The sequence below is a fragment of the Streptococcus mitis genome (genome assembly GCF_016658865.1).
Taxonomy (GTDB): domain Bacteria; phylum Bacillota; class Bacilli; order Lactobacillales; family Streptococcaceae; genus Streptococcus; species Streptococcus mitis_BT.
This window is the reverse complement of sequence record NZ_CP067992.1, coordinates 1,020,843-1,043,994: the sequence shown is the minus strand read 5'-3', so window position 1 is coordinate 1,043,994 and position 23,152 is coordinate 1,020,843. Positions and strand designations below refer to the sequence as shown.

Here is a 23,152-nt window from a genome sequence, read left to right as displayed (position 1 = left end):
TGATAAGTCTAGTATGCCATAAAATTTCTAAAATTGCTTAGATTTGATACGAAAAAAAGATGAGATTGGTTGGTCTCATCTTTTATAGGGCTTTATTTTACAAAAGCATTGATTTCTGCTTCGATGTTAGCAATTTTAGCTTGTGATTCTTCGTTGGTTTCACCTACAACTGCAATGTAGAACTTGATTTTTGGTTCTGTACCTGAAGGGCGAACGGCAATCCATGAACCGTCAGCAAGTGTGTATTTCAAAACATCACTTGGAGGAGTTGTCAAGTTTGTAACAGTTCCGTCAGCAGCAGTAGCAGTTTGAGCCTTGAAGTCTTCTACGACAGTGATAGCTGTTGCGTTCCATTCTTTTGGAGCATTGTTACGGAATTTAGCCATAATCGCTTTGATTTGTTCTGCTCCATCGACACCAGAAAGAGTCACAGAGATTGTTTTTTCAGCATAGTAGCCGTACTCTTTGTAGATTTCTTCGATACCGTCAGCAAGTGTCAAACCACGTGAACGGTAGTAGGCAGCAAGTTCAGCAACGACTAGAACAGCTTGGATAGCGTCTTTATCACGTACGAATGGTTTAATCAAGTAACCGAAGCTTTCTTCAAATCCCATCATGTAAGTGTGATTGTGTTTTTCTTCAAATTCTTGGATTTTTTCAGCGATGAATTTGAAACCAGTCAGAACGTTGAACATGGTTGCGCCGTAGCTTTCAGCAATCTTCGTCACCAAGTCAGTTGATACGATAGATTTACATAGAGCTGCATTTTCAGGAAGAGTTCCAGCGTTTTTGTGGGCTTCCAAGATGTATTTAGCCATGATGGCACCAATTTGGTTACCTGAAAGGTTGAGGTAGCTACCATCTTTTTGAAGAACTTCAACACCAACACGGTCAGCATCAGGGTCAGTTGCCACAAGAACATCTGCACCAACTTGACGACCAAGTTCTTCAGCAAGGGCAAAGGCTGCTTGGCTTTCTGGGTTTGGAGATTTTACAGTTGAGAAGTCAGGATCGGCAGTTGCTTGCGCTTCAACGACTTGAACAGAGTCAAATCCTGCTTGGGCAAGAGCACGACGAGCCAACATTTCACCAGTACCATGAAGTGGTGTGTATACAATTTTCATGTCTTTACCGAATTCTTCAATCAAGGCTGGGTTGATGTTTACGTCCTTAACCTCTTTAAGGTATTCTACGTCAACAGCTTCGCCGATAACTTCAATTAAGCCAGAAGCTTTTTCAGCTTCCACATCAGCAACTTCAACTGCAAATGGATTTTCGATTGCACGAATGTATGTTGTCAAAGCGTCTGCATCGTGTGGAGGCATTTGTCCACCGTCTTCACCGTAAACCTTGTAACCGTTAAATGGTGCTGGGTTGTGGCTAGCTGTGACCATGATACCTGCGAAACAGTTGAGGTGACGAACTGCAAATGATAGTTCTGGAGTTGGACGAAGGCTTTCAAATACGTAAGATTTGATGCCGTGTTTAGCAAGAACGGCCGCAGACTCAAAGGCAAACTCAGGTGAGAAGTGACGGCTATCGTAGGCAATTGCCACACCACGTTCTTTTTCGTTTCCACCTTTTGACTCAATCAAACGAGCCAATCCTTCAGTTGCTTGGCGAACAACGTAGATGTTGATGCGGTTTGTACCAGCACCAATCAAGCCACGCATACCCGCAGTACCAAATTCAAGATTTGTATAAAAGGCATCTTCCTTAGTTTTTTCGTCCATATTTTCCAAATCTTGGCGAAGGTAGTCAGGAAGCTCCGCAAAATCAACCCATTTCTGGTAATTTTCTTGGTAAGACATTGAAATTCTCCTTTTTGTAAATTGTTTTAACCGTTCACATTATAGCACTTTTTAGCGTTTTAGTAAAACGTTAGCATGAGAGTCACTACTTTAATAAATCATTTTCCTCACGATATCTATCAGATTTAGTTTTCTGGTTTTCTATTGTATAAGCATAGGAAATAGATTTTAAAAAAACATTTAGTGATTAGTTAGGCATTTATAATTTGTTCCACCAATTTTAGAAAGAATTCTATAATTTTTAGATTTTTTTAAACATTCGGTTTTCTGTTTTGAATATTATTATACCTATGGTATAATATCAGTAATAATAAAAGGAGACATTCTATTATGAAAAAAATTCTTAAGCATTCTGCTTTGTTGTTATCAGCTTTAGCACTTGTTGCTTGTGGAACTTCGAAAAAAGCCAGCGACAACGGTACTGCATCAAATTCTAACTTTGAAATATCTGTTAAAGATGGAATGTTTGTATTGCCTAAGGATGAAAATTCATCTTCAAGCTATCTTGCACTTCAAGTAGAAATCAAAAACAATCGTGACAAACAGTTCAGTTTCACTAGTCGCGATATCACTCTTTACAATGAAAAAGATGAAAAAGTAGAACCAATTCAAATGTATGATAGTGACAGTAAAACTAAATTCATGGATTATGGGGATAGTATTTCTAAAGGAAAAAGTGTAGCTGGCTATGTTGTCTATGAAGTTGATAAAAATGCTAAATATGAGCTTCATTTTGCACCTAGCTTCTATGAAGATATCAAAGAAAAATCTAATAAGAATAATGACGTAGCTATCAAAGTTGATCCAAGTAAGTACGAAGATCATATTGATGAAGCTAAAGAGGTAATGAAAAAGTATGTTGATGCGGTTTACCTTGATGGGGAAAGCTCAGGTGGTGGGAAAAAACTAAGCACTACTGACAATAAGGCTAAAGTTGTTCCCCTTGCAGATGATAAAAAATCATCTGATAATGGAGCTGAATTCACTAATGATGTTAAGGCTGATCGGGAAGAATTCATTAAGAAATTTACAGAATCATTCGGAAAAAGTTTTTATAACTACAAACCTTCAGATTCAGAACTTCGCACCTTTGCTGAAGGATATATCAAAGCTAATGCTAAACGAGCAAAGGTAGAATACAAAGTAAAAACTTATTTACCTGACTATGCAGTTATCTATGTAAGACCAGAAACAATTGACTTGGATAACTTAAATGTTTATGAACTAAGCCGTAAATTCTACGAAGAAAATAAAGGAAAATATGGTAACTATTCAGAAGCTATGAAAGCTGGTGAGAAGTATATTCTAGAAAATGCTCCAAGCCAATTTGAGTCTACTCCTCTAGATACTAGTGATAGTATGAGAAAAGAGGGGTATGAAATTAAAATGAGTAAAAAAGATGGGAAATGGACCATTGACACTTCTTCTAAGAACTATGATTTAAACGATATGGCTCGCACATTCCGTGGAGGGGTTGGTTATTAATATTAAAAGTTCGAGTTTTAAACTTGAACTTTTTTATTGCATTTGTATAAAATAGAAAAAGATAGTAAAATAGGTTTATGATTATTTTACAAGCTAATAAAATTGAACGTTCTTTTGCAGGAGAGGTTCTTTTTGATAATATCAACCTGCAAGTTGATGAACGAGACAGGATTGCTCTTGTTGGGAAAAATGGTGCAGGTAAGTCTACTCTTTTGAAGATTTTGGTTGGAGAAGAGGAGCCAACTAGTGGAGAAATCAATAAGAAAAAAGATATTTCTCTGTCTTACCTAGCCCAAGATAGCCGTTTTGAGTCTGAAAATACCATCTACGATGAGATGCTTCATGTCTTTGATGACTTGCGTCGTAAGGAGAAACAACTTCGTCAGATGGAGCTAGAGATGGGTGAAAAGTCTGGTGAGGATTTGGATAAACTGATGTCAGATTACGACCGCTTATCTGAGAATTTTCGCCAAGCAGGTGGTTTTACTTATGAAGCTGATATTCGAGCGATTTTAAATGGATTCAAGTTTGACGAGTCTATGTGGCAGATGAAAATAGCTGAACTTTCAGGTGGTCAAAATACTCGTCTGGCTCTGGCCAAAATGCTTCTTGAAAAGCCAAACCTCTTGGTATTGGACGAGCCAACCAACCACTTGGATATTGAAACCATCGCCTGGCTAGAAAATTACTTGGTAAACTATAGCGGTGCCCTCATTATTGTCAGCCACGACCGTTATTTCTTGGACAAGGTTGCGACGATTACTCTGGATTTGACCAAGCATTCTTTGGATCGCTATGTGGGCAATTACACTCGTTTTGTCGAGTTGAAGGAGCAAAAGCTAGCTACTGAAGCAAAAAACTATGAAAAGCAACAAAAAGAAATTGCCGCTCTGGAAGATTTTGTCAACCGCAATCTAGTCCGAGCTTCAACGACCAAACGTGCACAATCTCGCCGTAAACAACTAGAAAAAATGGAGCGCTTGGACAAGCCTGAAGCTGGCAAGAAATCAGCCAATATGACCTTCCAGTCGGAAAAAACGTCGGGAAACGTCGTTTTGACTGTTGAAAACGCGGCTATTGGCTATGATGGAGAAATATTGTCAGAGCCTATCAATCTAGACCTTCGTAAAATGAATGCCGTTGCTATCGTTGGTCCAAATGGGATTGGGAAATCAACTTTTATCAAGTCAATAGTAGACCAGATTCCTTTTATCAAGGGTGAGAAGCGCTTTGGCGCTAATGTTGAGGTTGGTTACTATGACCAAACCCAAAGCAAGCTGACACCAAGTAATACTGTATTGGATGAACTCTGGAATGATTTTAAACTGACACCAGAAGTTGAAATCCGTAATCGTCTAGGTGCCTTCCTTTTCTCAGGAGATGATGTTAAAAAATCAGTCGGCATGCTGTCTGGTGGGGAGAAAGCGCGTTTGCTTCTGGCTAAACTGTCTATGGAGAACAACAACTTTCTAATCCTTGACGAGCCAACCAACCACTTGGATATTGATAGCAAGGAAGTGTTGGAAAATGCTTTGATTGACTTTGATGGAACTCTTCTATTCGTTAGCCATGACCGTTACTTTATCAATCGTGTGGCCACTCATGTACTGGAATTGTCTGAGAAGGGTTCGACTCTTTACTTGGGAGATTACGACTACTATGTTGAGAAGAAAGCAGAAGTAGAAATGACTCAGGCTGAGGAAGCTTCAACTAGTAATCAAGTAAAAGAATCAAGTCCAGTTAATGACTACCAGGCCCAGAAAGAAAGTCAAAAAGAAGTTCGCAAACTCATGCGACAAATTGAAAGTCTAGAAGCTGAAATTGAAGAGTTAGAAAGTCAAAGCCAAGCCATTTCTGAACAAATGTTGGAAACCAACGATGCTGAAAAACTGATGGAATTGCAGACTGAGCTGGACAAAATCAGCCACCGTCAGGAAGAAGCTATGCTTGAGTGGGAAGAATTGTCAGAGCAGGTGTAAAGATGGAACATCTTGGAAAAGTATTTCGTGAATTTCGGACAAGTGGAAATTATTCTTTAAAGGAGGCCGCAGGAGAGTCCAGTTCAACCTCTCAGTTATCTCGCTTTGAGCTTGGGGAGTCTGACCTAGCAGTCTCACGTTTCTTTGAGATTTTGGATAACATTCATGTCACAATCGAAAATTTCATGGACAAGGCAAGGAATTTTCACAATCATGAACATGTTGCTATGATGGGACAAATTGTGCCCCTTTACTATTCAAATGATATTTCAGGTTTTCAAAAGCTTCAAAGTGAACAACTTGAAAAGGCTAAGAGTTCGATCAATCCTCTTTATTTTGAGCTGAACTGGATTTTGCTACAAGGTCTGATTTGTCAAAGAGATTCGAGTTATGATATGAAGCAGGATGATTTGGATAAGGTAGCAGATTATCTTTTCAAAACAGAAGAATGGACCATGTATGAGTTGATTCTGTTTGGTAATCTCTATAGTTTCTACGATGTGGACTATGTCACTCGAATTGGTAGAGAAGTTATGGAGAGGGAAGAATTTTACCAAGAGATTGGTCGCCATAAGAGATTGGTTTTGATTTTGGCCCTTAATTGTTACCAGCATTGTTTAGAGCATTCTTCTTTTGATAATGCTAGCTACTTCGAGGCTTATACAGAGAAGATTATTGGCAAAGGGATCAAACTGTATGAGCGTAATGCTTTCCATTATCTAAAAGGCTTTGCCTTGTACCAAATAGGACAGTGTAAAGAAGGTTGTAAGCAGATGCAAGAGGTCATGCATATTTTTGATGTGTTAGGTCTTCCTGAGCAAGTAGCCTATTATCAGGAACACTACGAAAAATTTATCAAAAATTAATTTTCCCAAATAAGGGAAAAATGAAAAAGCTCCTTTCGGTTTTGATACAATAGTTTCAAAATTTGAGAGGAGTTTTTATATGAATCGCTATGCAGTACAGCTGATTAGTCGCGGAGCTGTTAACAAGATGGGTAATATGCTCTATGATTATGGAAATAGTGTCTGGTTGGCTTCCATGGGAACTATCGGACAGACAGTTTTAGGAATGTATCAGATTTCTGATCTCGTCACATCTATTCTCGTAAATCCTTTCGGCGGAGTCGTTTCAGACCGTTTTTCTCGTCGTAAGATTTTAATGACGACAGACCTTGTTTGTGGTATTCTTTGCCTGGCTATTTCTTTCATAAGGAATGATAGTTGGATGATTGGAGCTTTGATTTTTGCCAATATTGTTCAGGCTATTGCTTTTGCCTTTTCTAGACCTGCAAATAAGGCCATTATCACAGAACTGGTAGAGAAGGATGAACTGGTCCTCTATAATTCTCGTTTGGAGTTGGTCTTGCAGGTTGTCAGTGTGAGTTCCCCTGTACTCTCTTTTCTGGTCTTACAATTCGCAAGTCTTCGCATTACCTTGGTATTAGATGCCCTTAGTTTTTTTCTCGCTTTTGGTTTGGTAGCCTTGCTTCCAAAGAAAGAAGAGAAGGCTTTGGGTGAGAAGAAACTCACATTTAAAGTTATTATTTCTGATATTAAGGAGGGAGTTCACTATATTGTGAAGCAAAAGGAAATCTTCTTTTTGTTAGTCATGGCTTCAAGTGTCAATTTTTTCTTCGCAGCCTTTAATTATCTCCTTCCCTTTTCAAATCAGCTTTATGGAGTACAAGGTGCCTATGCCACTATTTTAACAATGGGTGCTATCGGATCTATTGTTGGGGCCCTGTTAGCTAGTAAGATTAAAGCTAGTATGGAAATGCTTCTGTTTTTATTGGCTCTGACTGGACTTGGAGTGATGATAATGGGATTTACTCTCCCATCCTACCTCTCTTTTTCAGGGAATTTCATTTGTGAATTATTTATGACGATGTTCAATATTCACTTTTTTACTCAAGTACAAACCAAGGTTGAAGGTGAATATCTTGGTAGAGTTCTCAGTTCGATTTATACCCTAGCTATACTTTTTATGCCAATTGCAACAGGTTTGATGACCTGGCTTCCAAGTGTCCATCTTTATACTTTTTTAATTATAGGCCTTGGAGTTGTCATCTTATCCTTCTTAGCTCTAGGCTATGTTCGAACTCATTTTAAAAAAGAGATATAAGTCTGCTTGGTGTTCAAAAATAATTCCAAACTAAGTGTTTTTTCCGCCCTTCTCGTTTGTGAGGAGGGCTTATTTTATGGTAAAATGGTTTTATGAATAAAAGAATGAATGAGTTAGTCGCCTTGCTCAATCGCTATGCGAACGAGTACTATACCAGCGATAATCCGTCGGTTTCGGACAGTGAGTATGATCGCCTTTATCGAGAGTTGGTTGAGTTGGAGGCTGCCTATCCAGATCAAGTATTAGCAGACAGTCCGACCCATCGTGTTGGTGGCAAGGTTTTAGATGGTTTTGAAAAATACAGTCATCAGTATCCTCTTTATAGTTTGCAGGATGCTTTTTCACGTGAGGAGCTTGATGCTTTTGATGCGCGTGTTCGTAAGGAAGTGCCTCATCCAACTTATATTTGTGAGCTGAAAATAGATGGCTTATCAATCTCGCTGACTTATGAAAAGGGGATTTTAGTTGCAGGTGCAACGCGTGGAGATGGTTCTGTTGGGGAGAACATCACAGAAAACCTCAAGCGTGTTAAGGACATTCCTTTGACCTTGCCAGAAGAACTAGATATCACAGTTCGTGGGGAATGTTACATGCCACGCGCTTCTTTTGACCAGGTTAACCAAGCTCGCCAAGAAAATGGAGAGCCTGAATTTGCCAATCCTCGTAATGCGGCAGCAGGAACTCTGCGTCAGCTGGATACAGCAGTAGTAGCCAAGCGTAACCTTGCCACTTTCCTCTATCAAGAAGCCAGTCCGTCAACTCGTGATAGCCAAGAAAAGGTTTTGAAGCACCTAGAACAACTAGGTTTTGTGGTTAATCCTAAGCGAATTCTGGCTGAAAGCATGGATGAGATTTGGGATTTTATCCAAGAAGTAGGACAGGAACGGGACAATCTGCCTTATGATATCGATGGGGTGGTGATTAAGGTCAATGATCTAGCAGGTCAAGAAGAACTTGGCTTTACCGTTAAGGCTCCAAAGTGGGCTGTAGCCTACAAGTTTCCTGCTGAGGAAAAAGAAGCTCAGCTTCTATCAGTTGACTGGACTGTGGGGCGTACTGGTGTTGTGACCCCAACTGCCAACCTGACTCCTGTTCAGCTTGCTGGTACAACTGTTAGCCGTGCGACCCTACACAATGTGGACTATATTGCTGAAAAAGATATCCGAAAAGACGATACGGTTATCGTTTATAAGGCTGGGGACATCATCCCTGCCGTTTTACGTGTGGTAGAGTCCAAACGAATTTCTGAAGAAAAACTAGATATACCTACAAACTGCCCAAGCTGTGATTCTGTCTTGTTGCACTTTGAAGATGAAGTGGCTCTCCGTTGTATCAATCCGCGTTGCCCTGCTCAAATCATGGAAGGCTTGATTCACTTTGCTTCTCGTGATGCTATGAATATTACAGGCCTTGGTCCATCTATTGTTGAGAAGCTTTTTGCTACAAATTTAGTCAAGGATGTGGCAGATATTTATCGTTTGAAAGAAGAAGATTTCCTCCTTTTAGAGGGGGTTAAGGAAAAGTCTGCTTCTAAACTGTATCAAGCTATTCAAGCATCTAAGGAAAATTCTGCCGAGAAGCTCTTGTTTGGTTTGGGAATTCGTCATGTGGGGAGCAAGGCTAGTCAGCTCTTACTCCAACATTTCCATTCAATCGAAAATCTGGCTCAGGCAGATCCAGAGGAAGTGGCTAATATTGAAAGTCTTGGTTGTGTGATTGCCAAGAGTCTTCAGAATTATTTTGCGACAGAGGGCTCTGAAATTCTCCTTAAAGAATTGAAAGAAGCTGGGGTCAATCTGGACTATAAAGGTCAGACTGTAGTGGCAGATGCGGCCTTGTCAGGTTTGACCGTGGTATTGACAGGAAAATTGGAACGTCTCAAACGCTCAGAAGCTAAAAGTAAACTCGAAAGTCTAGGTGCCAAGGTAACAGGCAGTGTTTCTAAAAAGACCGACCTCGTTGTTGCAGGAGCAGATGCTGGAAGCAAACTTCAAAAAGCACAAGAACTTGGTATCGAGGTTCGAGATGAAGCTTGGTTAGAAAGCTTGTAATAATCGTTTAAAATCAGAGTTTAGATGATATAACTATGTTTGTTGGTCGGGACAAAACCGGTCAAGAATTTTTTAGTGAAACAGAAACAAATTAAAAAAAGGAAAATAAAAAATGTATAACTACCCTATGCGCATTCATTACCATCGCAAGAATGGTGAATACGACACTTGCTCTTTTGTAAAAAGTCAGGACCAGCGAATTGATTTACTGACTTATAAAGAAGATTATTTTGGAGCTTTATTTAGCTTTGAACACCCAAGTGCCCATGCTTTGGAAAGCTTGAATTTTGTGGTTCATACAGGGCAAACCAGTAAAGAATATGCTATCCGTTTTAATCACTATCCTCTCTTAACAGAGGTCTGGATTTTGGAAGGGGATGATAGAATTTATTATTCTGAAAATCCTGCGATTGCCAGCCCTTTCTATAAAAATCAAAATCCTTTTGCCTTTGATAAGGCCATTAACAGTGCTAGTTTTGATCACCATTGGGGTTATCAAGGGGAATTGGGTTGTCGTGTAGAGGACAATCAGGCTCATTTTGCTCTTTGGGCTCCAACAGCGACAGAAGTTCAGGTTGTCGTTTATGAATCTGCTGTTAACGATGCTCCTGTTTGGAAGACTTTTGAGATGGAAAGAGGTAATAGCTACTCTTATAACCATAAAGACAATACAATCGGTGTCTGGAGTTTGGATGTTGAGGAAGATTTGACTGGTAAGGCTTATCAGTATCAAGTCCAATTCCCTCATCACCAAACAGTGACACGTGACCCTTATACCATCGCGACCAGCCCTGATGGCAAACGTTCAGCTATTCTGAGCCATGCAGAAAAGCAAGTTGAAAACTTCGAGGTTAAGCACGGTTCTGAGGCTACTTGGCGTTTGACAAATCCATGTAAGGCAGTCATCTGTGAAATGCATATTCGTGATTTGACCAAATCACCAACCTCAGGTGTGGATGAGCATCTTCGAGGAACTTTCTTGGGTGCAGCTCAGACTGGGACAGTTAACCTGTATGGCCAAGCAACTGCTTTTGATTACATCAAGAAGATCGGCTACAATTATGTTCAGTTGCAACCAATTGCAGATCGTCACAAAGAATACGATGAGGATGGAAATGTAATCTACAACTGGGGTTATGACCCACAAAACTATAACGCACCAGAAACAAGTTTATCAACCAATCCAAATGATCCAGCTCAGGTCATTCGTGATTTGAAGACCATGGTTCAAGCCTATCACGATGCGGGTATTGGTGTTATTATGGATGTGGTTTATAACCATACTTTCTCAGTTGTTGATGCACCTTTCCAAACAACTGTCCCTGATTACTATTATCGTATGAATCCAGATGGTACCTTCCAGAATGGAACGGGAGTTGGAAACGAAACGGCCAGCGAACACGAAATGTTCCGAAAGTATATGATTGATTCTCTTCTATACTGGGTGCAGGAATACAATATTGACGGCTTCCGTTTTGACTTGATGGGGATTCATGATGTCAAGACCATGCAGATGATTCGTCAAAGCTTGGATGAAATCGACCCAAACATTATCCTCTATGGAGAAGGATGGGATATGGGAACAGGTCTTGCCCCTTATGATAAGGCTAAGAAAGACAATGCCTACCAAATGCCAAACATCGGTTTCTTTAATGACAATCAGCGCGATGCTGTCAAAGGGGGAGAAGTCTACGGTGCTATCAAATCAGGTTTTGTCAGTGGTGCTGCGACAGAACCAATTCTAGCCAAAGCAATCTTAGGAAGTCGTGAACTAGGAACCTATACACATCCAAATCAAGTTCTTAACTACGTGGAAGCCCATGACAATTACAATCTTCACGATTTGTTGGCAACCCTTCATCCAGACCAAAGTTCAGAACAAATCATGCGCAAGGTTGAGACAGCCACAGCCATGAATCTGCTTATGCAAGGGATGGCTTTTATGGAAATTGGTCAAGAATTTGGTCGTACCAAACTAGTTGCGACAGGTGAGAATGGTGAGTTGACCCATGATGATAGAGAGCGTGCTATGAATAGCTATAATGCTCCAGACAGTGTGAACCAAGTCAACTGGGATTTGATCAATGAGCGTCAAGACAGCATTGAATTTATTCGCCAAATCATTCGATTGAAGACAGAAACCAGTGCCTTTTCTTACCCTACTTATGATGAAATTTACCATCATGTCTTTGTGCATTCAGCTCACGAACATAGTGGTTGGATTGTCTATGAGATTCAAGGGTTAGAACATTTACTGGTTGTATTTAATGCTAAAGGGCAAGACTTCCAGTTTGAAAATGCTGGAAATCTAGAACTATTGGTGACCAATAGCCATTTAAGTGATAAAGACAGGGTTGGTGGCGTCAGTGCCAGCGTCTTTAAAGTTTTGTAGAATAGAGTTACAATTTAAATTCATTTGTGGTGCTTTATCTGTTAATAAAATCAGGAGATTCGTTTCCTGATTTATTTTTTTACTTAAAATTATATTTTTGTTAGCTAAATAACGAACTTTATGATAGTATTATAAAAAAACAATTCGTTTTCAAAGCGTTTCTGAAAATTTCTTGATTTACAAGTGAACACATCAGTGAATTTGTTGAAGACTTTCAAAAGATTTTTTTGCAAATTCCGTAATTTACTTGAATCTTCCCTAAAAAGGTAGTATAATAAATCTACAGAAAACGCTTACAGAATTAGGAGGGTGTATGGATAAGAAAAAAGCTTTAGAAACCTTTATGACAGGTGAAAATTTTCACCTCCAGCACTATCTGGGAGCTCATAGGGAAGAAAAAAATGGAGAATCTGGCTATACTTTTCGTGTTTGGGCCCCAAATGCTCAAGCTGTTCACTTGGTAGGGGATTTCACCAATTGGGTTGAAAATCAAATTCCGATGGAACGAAATGAATTTGGAGTCTGGGAAGTCTTTACCAACCATGCTCATGAAGGCCAAATTTACAAGTACAATATCACGCGTGCAAATGGTCATCAGCTGATGAAGATTGACCCTTTGGCTGTACGGTATGAGGCACGACCTGGTACTGGGGCTATTTTAACAGAGATTCCAGAGAAAAAATGGAAAGATGGTCTCTGGCTAGCTCGTAGGAAACGTTTGAGTTTTGAAGAGCGTCCGGTCAATATTTACGAAGTTCATGCCGGTTCGTGGAAGAGAAATCCAGATGGAAATCCTTATAGTTTTGCTCAATTGAAGGATGAGCTGATTCCTTACTTGGTTGAGATGAACTATACTCACATTGAGTTTATGCCCTTGATGTCTCACCCACTAGGTTTGAGTTGGGGCTATCAGCTTATGGGTTACTTTGCTCTAGAGCATGCCTATGGTCGTCCTGAAGAGTTTCAAGATTTTGTTGAGGAATGTCACTTAAACAATATAGGCGTTATTGTAGACTGGGTACCTGGTCACTTTACTATCAATGATGATGCCTTGGCCTATTATGATGGAACACCGACTTTTGAATACCAAGACCATAATAAGGCTCATAACTACGGTTGGGGGGCTCTCAATTTTGATCTTGGAAAGAATGAAGTCCAGTCTTTCTTGATTTCTAGTATTAAATTCTGGATTGACTTTTACCATTTGGACGGTATTCGCGTGGATGCAGTTAGCAACATGCTCTATCTTGATTATGATGATGCACCATGGACGCCAAACAAGGATGGTGGCAATCTCAACTATGAGGGTTATTATTTCCTTCAACGCTTGAATGATGTGATTAAACTAGTTCATCCAGACGTTATGATGATAGCTGAGGAAAGTTCATCAGCTACTCAGATTACTGACACCAAGGATTCAGATGGTCTTGGTTTTGACTACAAATGGAATATGGGCTGGATGAATGATATCCTCCGTTTCTATGAAGAAGATCCGATTTACCGTAAATATGACTTTAACCTGGTGACTTTCAGCTTTATGTATGTCTTCAAGGAGAATTATCTCCTACCATTCTCACACGATGAAGTGGTTCATGGCAAGAAGAGTATGATGCACAAGATGTGGGGAGATCGCTATAATCAATTCGCAGGCTTGCGCAATCTCTACACTTACCAAATTTGTCACCCAGGTAAAAAATTGCTCTTCATGGGTAGCGAATACGGCCAATTCCTAGAATGGAAATCTGAAGAACAGTTGGAATGGTCTAACCTAGAAGACCCAATGAATGCGAAGATGAAGTATTTTACATCTCAGCTAAACAAGTTCTACAAAGACCACCGCTGTCTGTGGGAAATTGATACCAGCTATGATGGCATTGAAATTATTGATGCGGATAATCGAGACCAGAGTGTTCTTACCTTCATCCGTAAGGGTAAGAAGGACGACATGCTAGTCTGCGTCTTTAATATGGCACCTGTTGAACGAAAAGATTTTACAATCGGACTTCCTGTTGCAGGGATCTATGAAGAAGTCTGGAATACTGAGTTAGAAGAGTGGGGAGGCGTCTGGAAAGAGCATAATCAAACTGTTCAAACGCAAGAAGGACTATGGAAGGATTATGAGCAGACCTTGACCTTTACCCTACCTGCTATGGGAGCAAGTGTATGGAAAATCAGGCGCCGCTTGAAACCTACTAAAATTGTCACAAGTAAAAACCAAAAAGGAGTAGAAAATGAAGAATGAAATGTTAGCTTTGATTCTTGCCGGTGGGCAAGGAACTCGTCTCGGTAAACTCACTCAAAGCATCGCAAAACCAGCTGTGCAATTTGGTGGGCGCTACCGTATCATTGACTTTGCTCTTTCAAACTGTGCCAACTCAGGTATCAACAATGTTGGAGTTATTACACAGTACCAACCACTTGCTCTCAACAACCATATCGGGAACGGTTCAAGCTGGGGACTAGACGGTATCAATTCTGGTGTCTCTATTCTTCAACCTTACTCTGCAAGTGAAGGAAATCGTTGGTTTGAAGGGACTAGTCACGCTATTTACCAAAATATTGACTATATCGACAGTGTTAATCCTGAGTATGTCTTGATTCTCTCTGGGGATCACATCTATAAAATGGATTATGATGATATGCTCCAGTCTCACAAGGATAATAATGCCAGCTTGACAGTAGCAGTTTTAGATGTCCCTCTTAAAGAAGCTAGTCGTTTTGGTATCATGAACACAGATGCTAATAATCGTATCGTTGAATTTGAAGAAAAACCAGCTCAACCTAAATCTACAAAGGCTTCTATGGGTATTTACATCTTTGATTGGCAACGTCTTCGCAATATGCTTGTTGCTGCTGAAAAGAGCAATGTCGATATGTCAGACTTTGGTAAGAATGTCATTCCAAATTACCTTGAGTCAGGTGAAAGTGTCTATGCTTACGAATTTAATGGTTACTGGAAAGACGTTGGTACGATTGAGTCACTTTGGGAAGCCAACATGGAGTACATTTCTCCAGAAAATGCCTTGGATAGCCGTAACCGTCAATGGAAGATTTACTCAAGAAACTTAATTTCACCACCAAACTTCCTTGGGGCAAATGCTCACGTGGAAGATTCCTTGGTTGTTGATGGCTGTTTCGTAGATGGAACTGTTAAACATTCTATCCTCTCAACAGGTGCGCAAGTTCGTGAAGGGGCAGAAGTAGTAGATTCAGTTATCATGAGTGGTGCAATTGTTGGTCAGGGAGCTAAAATCAAACGTGCCATTATTGGTGAAGGTGCAGTTATTTCTGATGGTGTCGAAATTGATGGAACAGAAGAAGTACAAGTTGTAGGATATGATGAAGTAGTGGGGGTAGCAACAGATGAAGATTGATAAATATTCTGCCATTTTAGGAAACACAGTTGGTTTTCATGATATGTCAACATTGACCGACCACCGTCCAGTAGCTAGTTTGCCATTTGGTGGTAAATATCGTTTGATTGATTTCCCGCTTTCAAGTCTTGCTAATGCAGGTGTGCGTAGTATTTTCGGTATTTTTCAACAAGACAATATCAGCTCAGTCTTTGACCATATCCGTTCTGGTCGTGAGTGGGGCTTGTCAACTCTTCTTAGCCACTACTATCTAGGTATTTACAATACCCGTGTGGAAAGTAGTACAGTTGGAAAAGAATACTACCAACAGCTTCTTACTTATTTGAAACGTTCCGGCTCAAACCAAACAGTGTCACTTAACTGTGATGTTTTGATTAATATTGATCTGAACCAAGTTTTCCATCTACATAGTACAACAAAAGGGCCTATCACTGTAGTTTATAAAAAACTAGCTAAGAAAGACATTTCAGAAGTAAATGCAATCTTGGAAGTGGATGAAACAGACCATGTTCGTTCTCACAAACTCTTTGATAGCAAATCAACAGATGAAGTTTACAATATGTCGACAGATATCTTTGTTGTCGATACACCGTGGTTGATTGAACGCTTGGAAGAAGAAGCTAAGAAAGAACATCCAGAGAAATTGCGCTATGTTTTACGGGATTTGGCTGCAAAAGAAGGGGCTTTTGCCTACGAGTACACAGGTTATCTAGCAAATATTCATTCTGTAGAGTCTTATTACAAAGCTAACAAAGATATGCTTGAATCACAAAAATTCTACTCTCTCTTTACTCCAAATCAAAAGATTTATACAAAGGTCAAAAACGAAGAGCCAACTTATTATGCTAATACATCTAAGGTAAGTACATCTCAGTTTGCTTCAGGTAGTATTGTTGAAGGTCAAGTGGCTAATTCTGTTTTATCACGTAATATTCATGTCCATAAGGATAGCTTGGTTAAAGATAGCATCTTATTCCCTCGTGTTGTTATTGGAGAAGGTGCTCAGGTCGAATACGCTATCTTGGACAAGGGTGTGGAAGTTGCGGATGGAGTTGTGATCCGTGGAACTGCAGAACATCCAGTCGTCGTTAAGAAAGGTGCTAAAGTAACAGAGGATATTCATTCATGAAAATTTTATTTGTAGCAGCAGAGGGTGCACCCTTTTCAAAAACAGGTGGTTTGGGAGACGTCATTGGCGCTCTTCCAAAATCACTGGTAAAAGCAGGACACGAAGTTGCAGTAATTTTACCTTACTATGACATGGTAGAGGCTAAATTTGGCAATCAGATTGAAGATGTTCTTCATTTTGAGGTGAGCGTCGGTTGGCGCAGACAGTACTGTGGGATTAAGAAAACAGTATTAAATGGTGTAACCTTCTACTTTATTGACAATCAATATTATTTCTTCCGTGGTCATGTTTACGGTGATTTTGATGACGGAGAACGCTTTGCCTTTTTCCAACTGGCTGCCATTGAGGCTATGGAAAGGATTGACTTTATTCCTGACCTTCTCCATGTTCATGACTACCATACAGCTATGATTCCTTTCTTGTTGAAAGAAAGATACCATTGGATTCAAGCCTATGAGGGAATTAAAACAGTTTTAACCATTCATAACTTAGAATTCCAAGGACAATTTTCAGAAGGAATGTTATGGGATTTGTTTGGAGTTGGCTTTGAACGGTACGCAGATGGAACCCTTCGCTGGAATAACTGTTTAAACTGGATGAAGGCTGGTATTCTTTATGCGGATCGTGTTTCAACAGTTTCACCTAGCTATGCTCATGAAATTATGACCAGTCAGTTCGGATGTAACTTGGATCAGATTCTTCGAATGGAATCTGGCAAGGTATCTGGTATCGTGAATGGGATTGATGCTGACCTGTATAATCCTCAGACGGATGCTCTTTTAGATTATCATTTCAATCAGGAAGATTTATCTGGGAAAGCCCAAAACAAGGCAAAATTGCAAGAAAGAGTTGGCTTGCCAGTTAGAGCTGATGTTCCTCTGGTGGGAATTGTTTCTCGTTTGACACGTCAAAAAGGTTTTGATGTGGTGGTTGAAAGTCTTCACCATATCTTGCAAAATGATGTTCAGATTGTTCTTTTGGGAACTGGCGATCCAGCATTTGAAGGAGCTTTCTCATGGTTTGCTCAAATCTATCCAGACAAGCTATCAGCAAATATCACTTTTGATGTCAAACTTGCTCAAGAAATCTACGCTGCTTGCGACCTCTTCCTCATGCCGAGTCGTTTTGAACCGTGTGGTTTGTCTCAAATGATGGCGATGCGTTATGGAACCTTGCCATTGGTTCATGAAGTTGGTGGTTTGCGAGATACTGTCCGCGCTTTCAATCCAATTGAAGGAAGCGGTACAGGCTTTAGCTTTGACAATCTATCTCCTTATTGGTTAAATTGGACTTTCCAAACAGCATTAGACTTGTATAGGAACCATCCTGACGTTTGGAGAAACTTACAAAAACAAGCTATGGAGTGTGATTTTTCATGGGATACAGCCTGCAAATCATACCTTGACTTGTACCATAGTTTAATTAACTAATAGATAAAATCGTATGATGATTTCATACGATTTTTGGGCTGTTTAGAGAGGAGAACCTATGTCTCAAGTAAAAGGCTTGTGTGTCATGGATGTTGACGGCACCTTAATAGCAGAAGAGGTGATTGACCTTTTGGGTAGAGATGCAGGTCGTGAGGAGGAAATTTCGCAGCTTACAAGTCAGGCAATGAGAGGAGAGTTAGACTTTGAAAGCAGTTTACGAAAAAGAGTGTCCTTATTGGAAGGTCTTCCTGTTTCGGTCTTTGATACAGTCTTCAACTCTATTCATCTAACGTCAAATGCTCAGGAATTTGTCTCTATTCTCCAAAAGAATGGCATCCTAGTTGGTCTGGTGTCTGGTGTCTGGTGGATTTACACCAATAGTTGAGAGACTAGCAAAATCCCTTAGTATTACCTATTTCTCTACTAATCAACTTGAAGTCAAAGATGGTCTTCTAACAGGAAAATTAGTTGGAGCAATTATAAGCCCTGAAGTCAAAGAAGCAACTCTGGAACAATGGAGAGAGGAACTAAAACTTTCTAAAGAAAGAACGATTGTAATCGGTGATGGGGCTAATGACTTATTAATGTTGAAGTCAGCAGGACTAGGAATCGCCTTTTGTGCCAAAGAAGTGCTTAAAAAAGAAATACCGAATCATGTTGACAAGAGGGATTTTTTAGAAGTTCTTCCTTTGATTGACTGTTTAGAATGAGGGAAAATATGAAGATTGTAATTGCACCAGATTCGTTTAAGGAAAGCTTGTCCGCTCAACAGGTAGCTGAAGCAATAAAAAGAGGCTTCCAACAATCGATAGCCGATGTAGAATGTCTCCTCTGCCCTGTTGGTGATGGTGGCGAAGGTACAGTAGATTCCATTCGACATTCTCTTGAGCTAAAAGAAAAATGGATCCAAGTGACAGGACCTTTTGGACAAAAAGAAGCCATGCGCTATTTTCAAAAAGGGGAACTTGCACTATTTGAAGTGGCTGATTTAGTTGGCCTTGAAAAAATTCCGCTAGAGAAACGAAATCCACTTCAAATCCAAACTTGTGGTATTGGAGAGTTGATTCGCCACCTCATTGCTCAAGGGATTAAAGATATCTATATCGGCGTTGGTGGCACGTCCAGTAATGATGGAGGTATTGGGATTGCTGCTGGTTTGGGTTATCAATTTTATGATAAGAATGGAAATGTCTTGCCCGCTTGCGGTCAGTCCTTATTAAACTTAGCTTCTATGTCAACAGAAAATCGCTATGAAATTCCTGAAGATGTTCAAATTCGTATTTTAGCAGATGTCGCGAGTCCCTTATGTGGTTATCAAGGTGCGACTTACACTTTTGGCAAACAAAAAGGTTTACATCCTACTATGTTTGCAGTCGTAAATCAGGCAATTCAAGATTTTTATGGAAAAGCCTCACCTGTAACATTGGAAATTAAAGGAGCAGGAGCTGGTGGAGGCATTGCTGGCGGTTTGTGTGCCTTTGCTCAGGCAAATATCGTGTCTGGAATTGATGCCTGTTTAGATTTGATTGATTTTGATAAGAAAGTTGCATATGCTGACTTGGTAGTTGTAGGAGAAGGAAGGCTAGATCGTCAAAGTTTAGCAGGTAAAGCACCTATAGGTGTTGCAAAAAGAACCCCTGTAAGAGTTCCTGTCATTGCTATTTGTGGTAGTATTGCTGAGGATTTACCTTCCCTACCATTTGAAAATATCCAAGCTGCCTTTTCAATTTTGGAGAAAAGTGAACCTCTAGAAGATAGTTTGAAAAATGCCAGTCTCTATTTGGAGCACACGGCTGCCAATATAGGGCATTTATTAAATATGCGCAAGATTTAGCCAAACCATTTCTTCCAGATGGATGTTTTGGCTGGACCTTCCTTTTTATCTTCCCAAAGTTTTGCAAAAGCAAGTCGAAGGTCCTTTTCTTCTACTTGTACTGGTGCATTGCTATGGATAATCAGGCCAAAAGGAGAAGAAGAATGCTCTTCAGATACAATGGTAGCTTGACTATCAGTTTCTTTTGCTTCTTTTAAGTAGAAAACTTGTTTGTCAAATTCGATATTTGGTGAAATCTTCACAAATAGTGGTTCTGCTTTTTCCTGAAGATTTTCTAAAATAGATAAAAAACCTTTTTCTAATTGAGGGCTATTTGCAGTATCAATATCTGCATATCCAAGAACTCTTTCCTCAAAAGTTCCAAGATAGCGTCTTTGCTCATCCGGATTTAATTTTGGCCCACCATGAGCTTTTTCAAGTAATTGTTTTGATAAATCTGTCATGAAAACAGTATATCATAAAAGTTAGAATAAAACAGATAAAAGAAAGCGATTACTTTATAAAGTTAAGGAAAATTTGCACAAAGATAACGTTTTTTCTTGAAAAAGGAGGGCTTTTAAGGTATTATAGAGGTGTAAAAAATTTAACTCATAAGGAGAGTAAAAAATGTCAATTATTACTGATGTTTACGCTCGCGAAGTCCTAGACTCACGCGGTAACCCAACACTTGAAGTAGAAGTTTACACTGAATCAGGTGCTTTCGGACGTGGTATGGTTCCATCAGGAGCTTCTACTGGTGAACACGAAGCAGTTGAACTTCGCGACGGTGACAAATCTCGTTACGGTGGTCTTGGTACACAAAAAGCAGTTGACAACGTAAACAACATCATTGCTGAAGCTATCATTGGCTACGATGTACGTGATCAACAAGCTATCGACCGTGCTATGATCGCTCTTGACGGTACTCCTAACAAAGGTAAATTGGGTGCAAACGCAATCCTTGGTGTGTCTATCGCTGTAGCTCGTGCTGCTGCTGACTACCTTGAAATCCCACTTTACAGCTACCTTGGTGGATTCAACACTAAAGTTCTTCCAACTCCAATGATGAACATCATCAACGGTGGTTCTCACTCTGACGCTCCAATCGCTTTCCAAGAGTTCATGATCTTGCCAGTTGGTGCGCCAACATTTAAAGAAGCTCTTCGTTACGGTGCTGAAATCTTCCACGCTCTTAAGAAAATCCTTAAATCACGTGGTTTGGAAACTGCCGTAGGTGACGAAGGTGGATTCGCTCCTCGTTTCGAAGGAACTGAAGACGGTGTTGAAACTATCCTTGCTGCGATCGAAGCTGCTGGATATGTCCCAGGTAAAGACGTATTTATCGGATTTGACTGTGCTTCATCAGAATTCTACGATAAAGAACGTAAAGTTTACGACTACACTAAATTTGAAGGTGAAGGCGCTGCTGTTCGTACATCTGCAGAACAAATCGATTACCTTGAAGAATTGGTTAACAAATACCCAATCATCACTATCGAAGATGGTATGGATGAAAACGACTGGGATGGTTGGAAAGCTCTTACTGAACGTCTTGGTAAGAAAGTACAACTTGTTGGTGATGACTTCTTCGTAACAAACACTGACTACCTTGCACGTGGTATCCAAGAAGGTGCTGCTAACTCAATCCTTATCAAAGTTAACCAAATCGGTACTCTTACTGAAACTTTTGAAGCTATCGAAATGGCTAAAGAAGCTGGTTACACTGCCGTTGTATCACACCGTTCAGGTGAAACTGAAGATTCAACAATCGCTGACATCGCAGTTGCAACTAACGCAGGACAAATCAAGACTGGTTCACTTTCACGTACAGACCGTATCGCTAAATACAACCAATTGCTTCGCATCGAAGACCAACTTGGTGAAGTAGCTGAATACCGTGGATTGAAATCATTTTACAACTTGAAAAAATAAAATAGTTCAGTGAACTATTTTATCCCGAACCTTGAAATTCAAAAGTTCGGCCGTTGATTTAACAACGTTTCTAGCCCCTCGGATTTTATCCGAAGGGCTTTTTTTCTGTTCAGGGGGGCAAAAAGGGGGCAGTGTTTATGGTATAATAGAAAAAATACGTGAATTAGAAAGAAATTATGTCTAAAGAAATTGATATTGAGTACTACCACCAGCTAGCCTTACAAAAGCAGAAGGAACACCGTAAAGTTTTAGCCAATTTAAAGAAAAAGCCACCAAAAAATTTAGATAAGATAGCCCAGCAGATACACCAAGAAGTCTTTGAGGAGATTGATTGTACCGCCTGTGCCAATTGTTGCAAGACATTGGGACCTGACTTTAAAGAAGCGGATATTACACGAATCGCCAAGTATTTTAAGATGAAATTACCTGCTTTTGAAGCAGAGTTTTTGCAGGTAGATGAAGATGGTGATAAGGTTTTTAAATCCATGCCTTGTCCCTTTCTAGGAGGAGATAATCTCTGTTCCATCTATGAAGTTCGTCCAAAGGCCTGTCGAGAGTTCCCCCATACAGATCGCAAAAAGATCCATCAAATCAACCATTTGACGATTAAGAATACTTTGACCTGTCCAGCGGCCTATCTCTTTGTTGAGAAATTAAAGGATAAGTTATAGAGATTTAAAGGATAAAAAATTTCTAATAATAACTAGAGATATGAAGGGAGTACTCCTGTGCCTAGACCGAAAACAAAAGAGGAGCTAGTGCTGGCCTCTAAGGAAAACTATGAAAAGCTTAATCGTTTCATCTCCCAACTAAGTGAAGATGAGCTACAGACTCCATTTGATTTTTCAAGAGCCCCAAAGAAAAAAGAAGCTCACTGGAAAAGGGATAAAAATCTGCGGGATGTCTTGATCCATCTTTATGAATGGCATCAGTTACTTTTGACTTGGGTTCATTCTAATCAAAAAGGTCGCGAAAGACCTTTTCTCCCTGAACCTTATAATTGGAAAACTTATGGAGAAATGAATGTCGCTTTTTGGAAGAAGCACCAGAAAACCTCCTTAGAAGAAGCGACTAGACTCCTAGAACAATCACATAGAGAGGTTTTAGAGTTGATAGAAGTTTTTAGCAATGATGAACTCTTTACCAAAGGTGTCTATAAGTGGACGGGTGGGACAAGTCTAGGTTCCTACTTTGTCAGTAGCACGTCAAGCCACTATGATTGGGCTCTGAAAAAACTCAAAGCTCATCGGAAGAATTGTAAGTGTCATAGTTGAGGTGTGAATGTGTTCTTATAGGTTTCGAATACCTTAGTTATCCTTGTTTTAGAGCAATTCTAGCTTTAGAATCCTTCAAAAATAAAAATTTAAGACAATCAATGGTTTAGAATAGTACGAAAACATTTAGTTTATAGGAATTCTAGGTTTAGAATTGCAGGGATATTTAGGAAAATAGAGGATTCGATCGTTAGGATTGTTCTATTCTGAAAGATTTGTGTTGAATTGTATAGGCTAGAGTACGAATTTTTTTCAAGTTATTAAATTAGTTAATTGTGTGAGGAGCTTTATGGCTATAATGTTCTTAGTGAATTTTTAGAAAGCAAAGCTCTCAAATTTTAATATCTAACTTCTACTC

Annotated in this window: 16 protein-coding genes and 1 pseudogene; 15 read left to right on the top strand and 2 right to left on the bottom strand. The window is 39.7% G+C overall.

The features are described from left to right. Positions 1-92: 92 nt before the first annotated feature. Entirely contained in the window at positions 93-1,811 is a 1,719-nt protein-coding gene (locus JJN14_RS05095) for a phospho-sugar mutase (protein ID WP_000121686.1), read from the bottom strand. A gap of 330 nt (positions 1,812-2,141) precedes the next feature. On the opposite strand from JJN14_RS05095, the gene JJN14_RS05090 reads away from it, so the two are divergent. The 12 genes and pseudogenes from JJN14_RS05090 (at position 2,142) to JJN14_RS05035 (ending at position 19,609) form a co-directional block, all read left to right on the top strand. Continuing rightward, a complete protein-coding gene (locus JJN14_RS05090) occupies positions 2,142-3,296 on the top strand; it encodes a DUF4352 domain-containing protein (RefSeq protein ID WP_201058009.1) in 1,155 nt (384 codons plus the stop codon). 77 nt (positions 3,297-3,373) lie between these two features. Continuing rightward, positions 3,374-5,275, top strand: a complete 1,902-nt coding sequence (locus tag JJN14_RS05085; RefSeq protein WP_201058008.1) for an ATP-binding cassette domain-containing protein — start codon at positions 3,374-3,376, stop codon at positions 5,273-5,275. A 2-nt stretch (positions 5,276-5,277) separates the two neighbouring features. After that, positions 5,278-6,141 carry an XRE/MutR family transcriptional regulator gene (locus JJN14_RS05080; protein ID WP_201058007.1) on the top strand — a complete coding sequence of 288 codons (864 nt, stop codon included), beginning with the start codon at positions 5,278-5,280 and terminating at the stop codon, positions 6,139-6,141. Positions 6,142-6,220: 79 nt separating this feature from the next. After that, positions 6,221-7,399, top strand: coding sequence for an MFS transporter (locus JJN14_RS05075; protein ID WP_201058006.1), 1,179 nt, complete (start codon positions 6,221-6,223; stop codon positions 7,397-7,399). 92 nt (positions 7,400-7,491) lie between these two features. Continuing rightward, positions 7,492-9,450, top strand: coding sequence for an NAD-dependent DNA ligase LigA (gene ligA / locus JJN14_RS05070; protein ID WP_201058005.1), 1,959 nt, complete (start codon positions 7,492-7,494; stop codon positions 9,448-9,450). 112 nt (positions 9,451-9,562) lie between these two features. Further along, complete coding sequence (pulA, locus tag JJN14_RS05065; RefSeq protein WP_201058004.1) at positions 9,563-11,842, top strand: type I pullulanase; 2,280 nt, start codon at positions 9,563-9,565, stop codon at positions 11,840-11,842. A 313-nt stretch (positions 11,843-12,155) separates the two neighbouring features. Next, on the top strand, positions 12,156-14,084 hold the full coding sequence (gene glgB, locus JJN14_RS05060) for a 1,4-alpha-glucan branching protein GlgB (protein WP_201058003.1): 1,929 nt from the start codon (positions 12,156-12,158) through the stop codon (positions 14,082-14,084). Continuing rightward, entirely contained in the window at positions 14,074-15,216 is a 1,143-nt protein-coding gene (locus JJN14_RS05055) for a glucose-1-phosphate adenylyltransferase (RefSeq protein ID WP_020902830.1), read from the top strand. The genes glgB and JJN14_RS05055 overlap by 11 nt, the downstream gene beginning before the upstream one ends. Then, positions 15,206-16,345 carry a glucose-1-phosphate adenylyltransferase subunit GlgD gene (gene glgD / locus JJN14_RS05050; RefSeq protein ID WP_125385846.1) on the top strand — a complete coding sequence of 380 codons (1,140 nt, stop codon included), beginning with the start codon at positions 15,206-15,208 and terminating at the stop codon, positions 16,343-16,345. The genes JJN14_RS05055 and glgD overlap by 11 nt, the downstream gene beginning before the upstream one ends. Further along, positions 16,342-17,775: a glycogen synthase GlgA gene (gene glgA, locus JJN14_RS05045; protein ID WP_201058002.1), complete on the top strand. Its 1,434-nt coding sequence runs from the start codon at positions 16,342-16,344 to the stop codon at positions 17,773-17,775. The genes glgD and glgA overlap by 4 nt, the downstream gene beginning before the upstream one ends. Positions 17,776-17,833: 58 nt before the next feature. Beyond that, positions 17,834-18,485 (top strand): annotated as a pseudogene (gene serB, locus JJN14_RS10300) (phosphoserine phosphatase SerB). An 8-nt stretch (positions 18,486-18,493) separates the two neighbouring features. Then, positions 18,494-19,609 (top strand): glycerate kinase, encoded by a 1,116-nt coding sequence (locus JJN14_RS05035; protein ID WP_201058001.1) that lies wholly within the window; start codon positions 18,494-18,496, stop codon positions 19,607-19,609. Here the strand turns inward: JJN14_RS05035 and JJN14_RS05030 are convergent. Continuing rightward, positions 19,606-20,052 (bottom strand): YueI family protein, encoded by a 447-nt coding sequence (locus JJN14_RS05030; protein ID WP_201058000.1) that lies wholly within the window; start codon positions 20,050-20,052, stop codon positions 19,606-19,608. The genes JJN14_RS05035 and JJN14_RS05030 overlap by 4 nt on opposite strands. A gap of 163 nt (positions 20,053-20,215) precedes the next feature. Between JJN14_RS05030 and eno the strand changes: the two genes are divergently transcribed. The 3 genes from eno (at position 20,216) to JJN14_RS05015 (ending at position 22,794) form a co-directional block, all read left to right on the top strand. Further along, entirely contained in the window at positions 20,216-21,520 is a 1,305-nt protein-coding gene (gene eno / locus JJN14_RS05025) for a surface-displayed alpha-enolase (RefSeq protein WP_000022813.1), read from the top strand. Positions 21,521-21,696: 176 nt separating this feature from the next. After that, entirely contained in the window at positions 21,697-22,191 is a 495-nt protein-coding gene (locus JJN14_RS05020) for a YkgJ family cysteine cluster protein (protein WP_084949820.1), read from the top strand. A 57-nt stretch (positions 22,192-22,248) separates the two neighbouring features. Further along, the gene (locus JJN14_RS05015) at positions 22,249-22,794 is read left to right on the top strand and encodes a ClbS/DfsB family four-helix bundle protein (protein WP_201057999.1); all 546 of its coding nucleotides are present in this window, start codon (positions 22,249-22,251) and stop codon (positions 22,792-22,794) included. The last annotated feature ends 358 nt before the right edge of the window (positions 22,795-23,152 follow it).

Excerpts from the sequence above, each read along its gene's own strand:
- JJN14_RS05095 (WP_000121686.1), bottom strand. The coding sequence starts at position 1,811 with ATGTCTTACCAAGAAAATTACCAGAAATGGGTTGATTTTGCGGAGCTT.
- JJN14_RS05090 (WP_201058009.1), top strand. The coding sequence starts at position 2,142 with ATGAAAAAAATTCTTAAGCATTCTGCTTTGTTGTTATCAGCTTTAGCA.
- JJN14_RS05085 (WP_201058008.1), top strand. The coding sequence starts at position 3,374 with ATGATTATTTTACAAGCTAATAAAATTGAACGTTCTTTTGCAGGAGAG.
- JJN14_RS05080 (WP_201058007.1), top strand. The coding sequence starts at position 5,278 with ATGGAACATCTTGGAAAAGTATTTCGTGAATTTCGGACAAGTGGAAAT.
- JJN14_RS05075 (WP_201058006.1), top strand. The coding sequence starts at position 6,221 with ATGAATCGCTATGCAGTACAGCTGATTAGTCGCGGAGCTGTTAACAAG.
- ligA (WP_201058005.1), top strand. The coding sequence starts at position 7,492 with ATGAATAAAAGAATGAATGAGTTAGTCGCCTTGCTCAATCGCTATGCG.
- pulA (WP_201058004.1), top strand. The coding sequence starts at position 9,563 with ATGTATAACTACCCTATGCGCATTCATTACCATCGCAAGAATGGTGAA.
- glgB (WP_201058003.1), top strand. The coding sequence starts at position 12,156 with ATGGATAAGAAAAAAGCTTTAGAAACCTTTATGACAGGTGAAAATTTT.
- JJN14_RS05055 (WP_020902830.1), top strand. The coding sequence starts at position 14,074 with ATGAAGAATGAAATGTTAGCTTTGATTCTTGCCGGTGGGCAAGGAACT.
- glgD (WP_125385846.1), top strand. The coding sequence starts at position 15,206 with ATGAAGATTGATAAATATTCTGCCATTTTAGGAAACACAGTTGGTTTT.
- glgA (WP_201058002.1), top strand. The coding sequence starts at position 16,342 with ATGAAAATTTTATTTGTAGCAGCAGAGGGTGCACCCTTTTCAAAAACA.
- JJN14_RS05035 (WP_201058001.1), top strand. The coding sequence starts at position 18,494 with ATGAAGATTGTAATTGCACCAGATTCGTTTAAGGAAAGCTTGTCCGCT.
- JJN14_RS05030 (WP_201058000.1), bottom strand. The coding sequence starts at position 20,052 with ATGACAGATTTATCAAAACAATTACTTGAAAAAGCTCATGGTGGGCCA.
- eno (WP_000022813.1), top strand. The coding sequence starts at position 20,216 with ATGTCAATTATTACTGATGTTTACGCTCGCGAAGTCCTAGACTCACGC.
- JJN14_RS05020 (WP_084949820.1), top strand. The coding sequence starts at position 21,697 with ATGTCTAAAGAAATTGATATTGAGTACTACCACCAGCTAGCCTTACAA.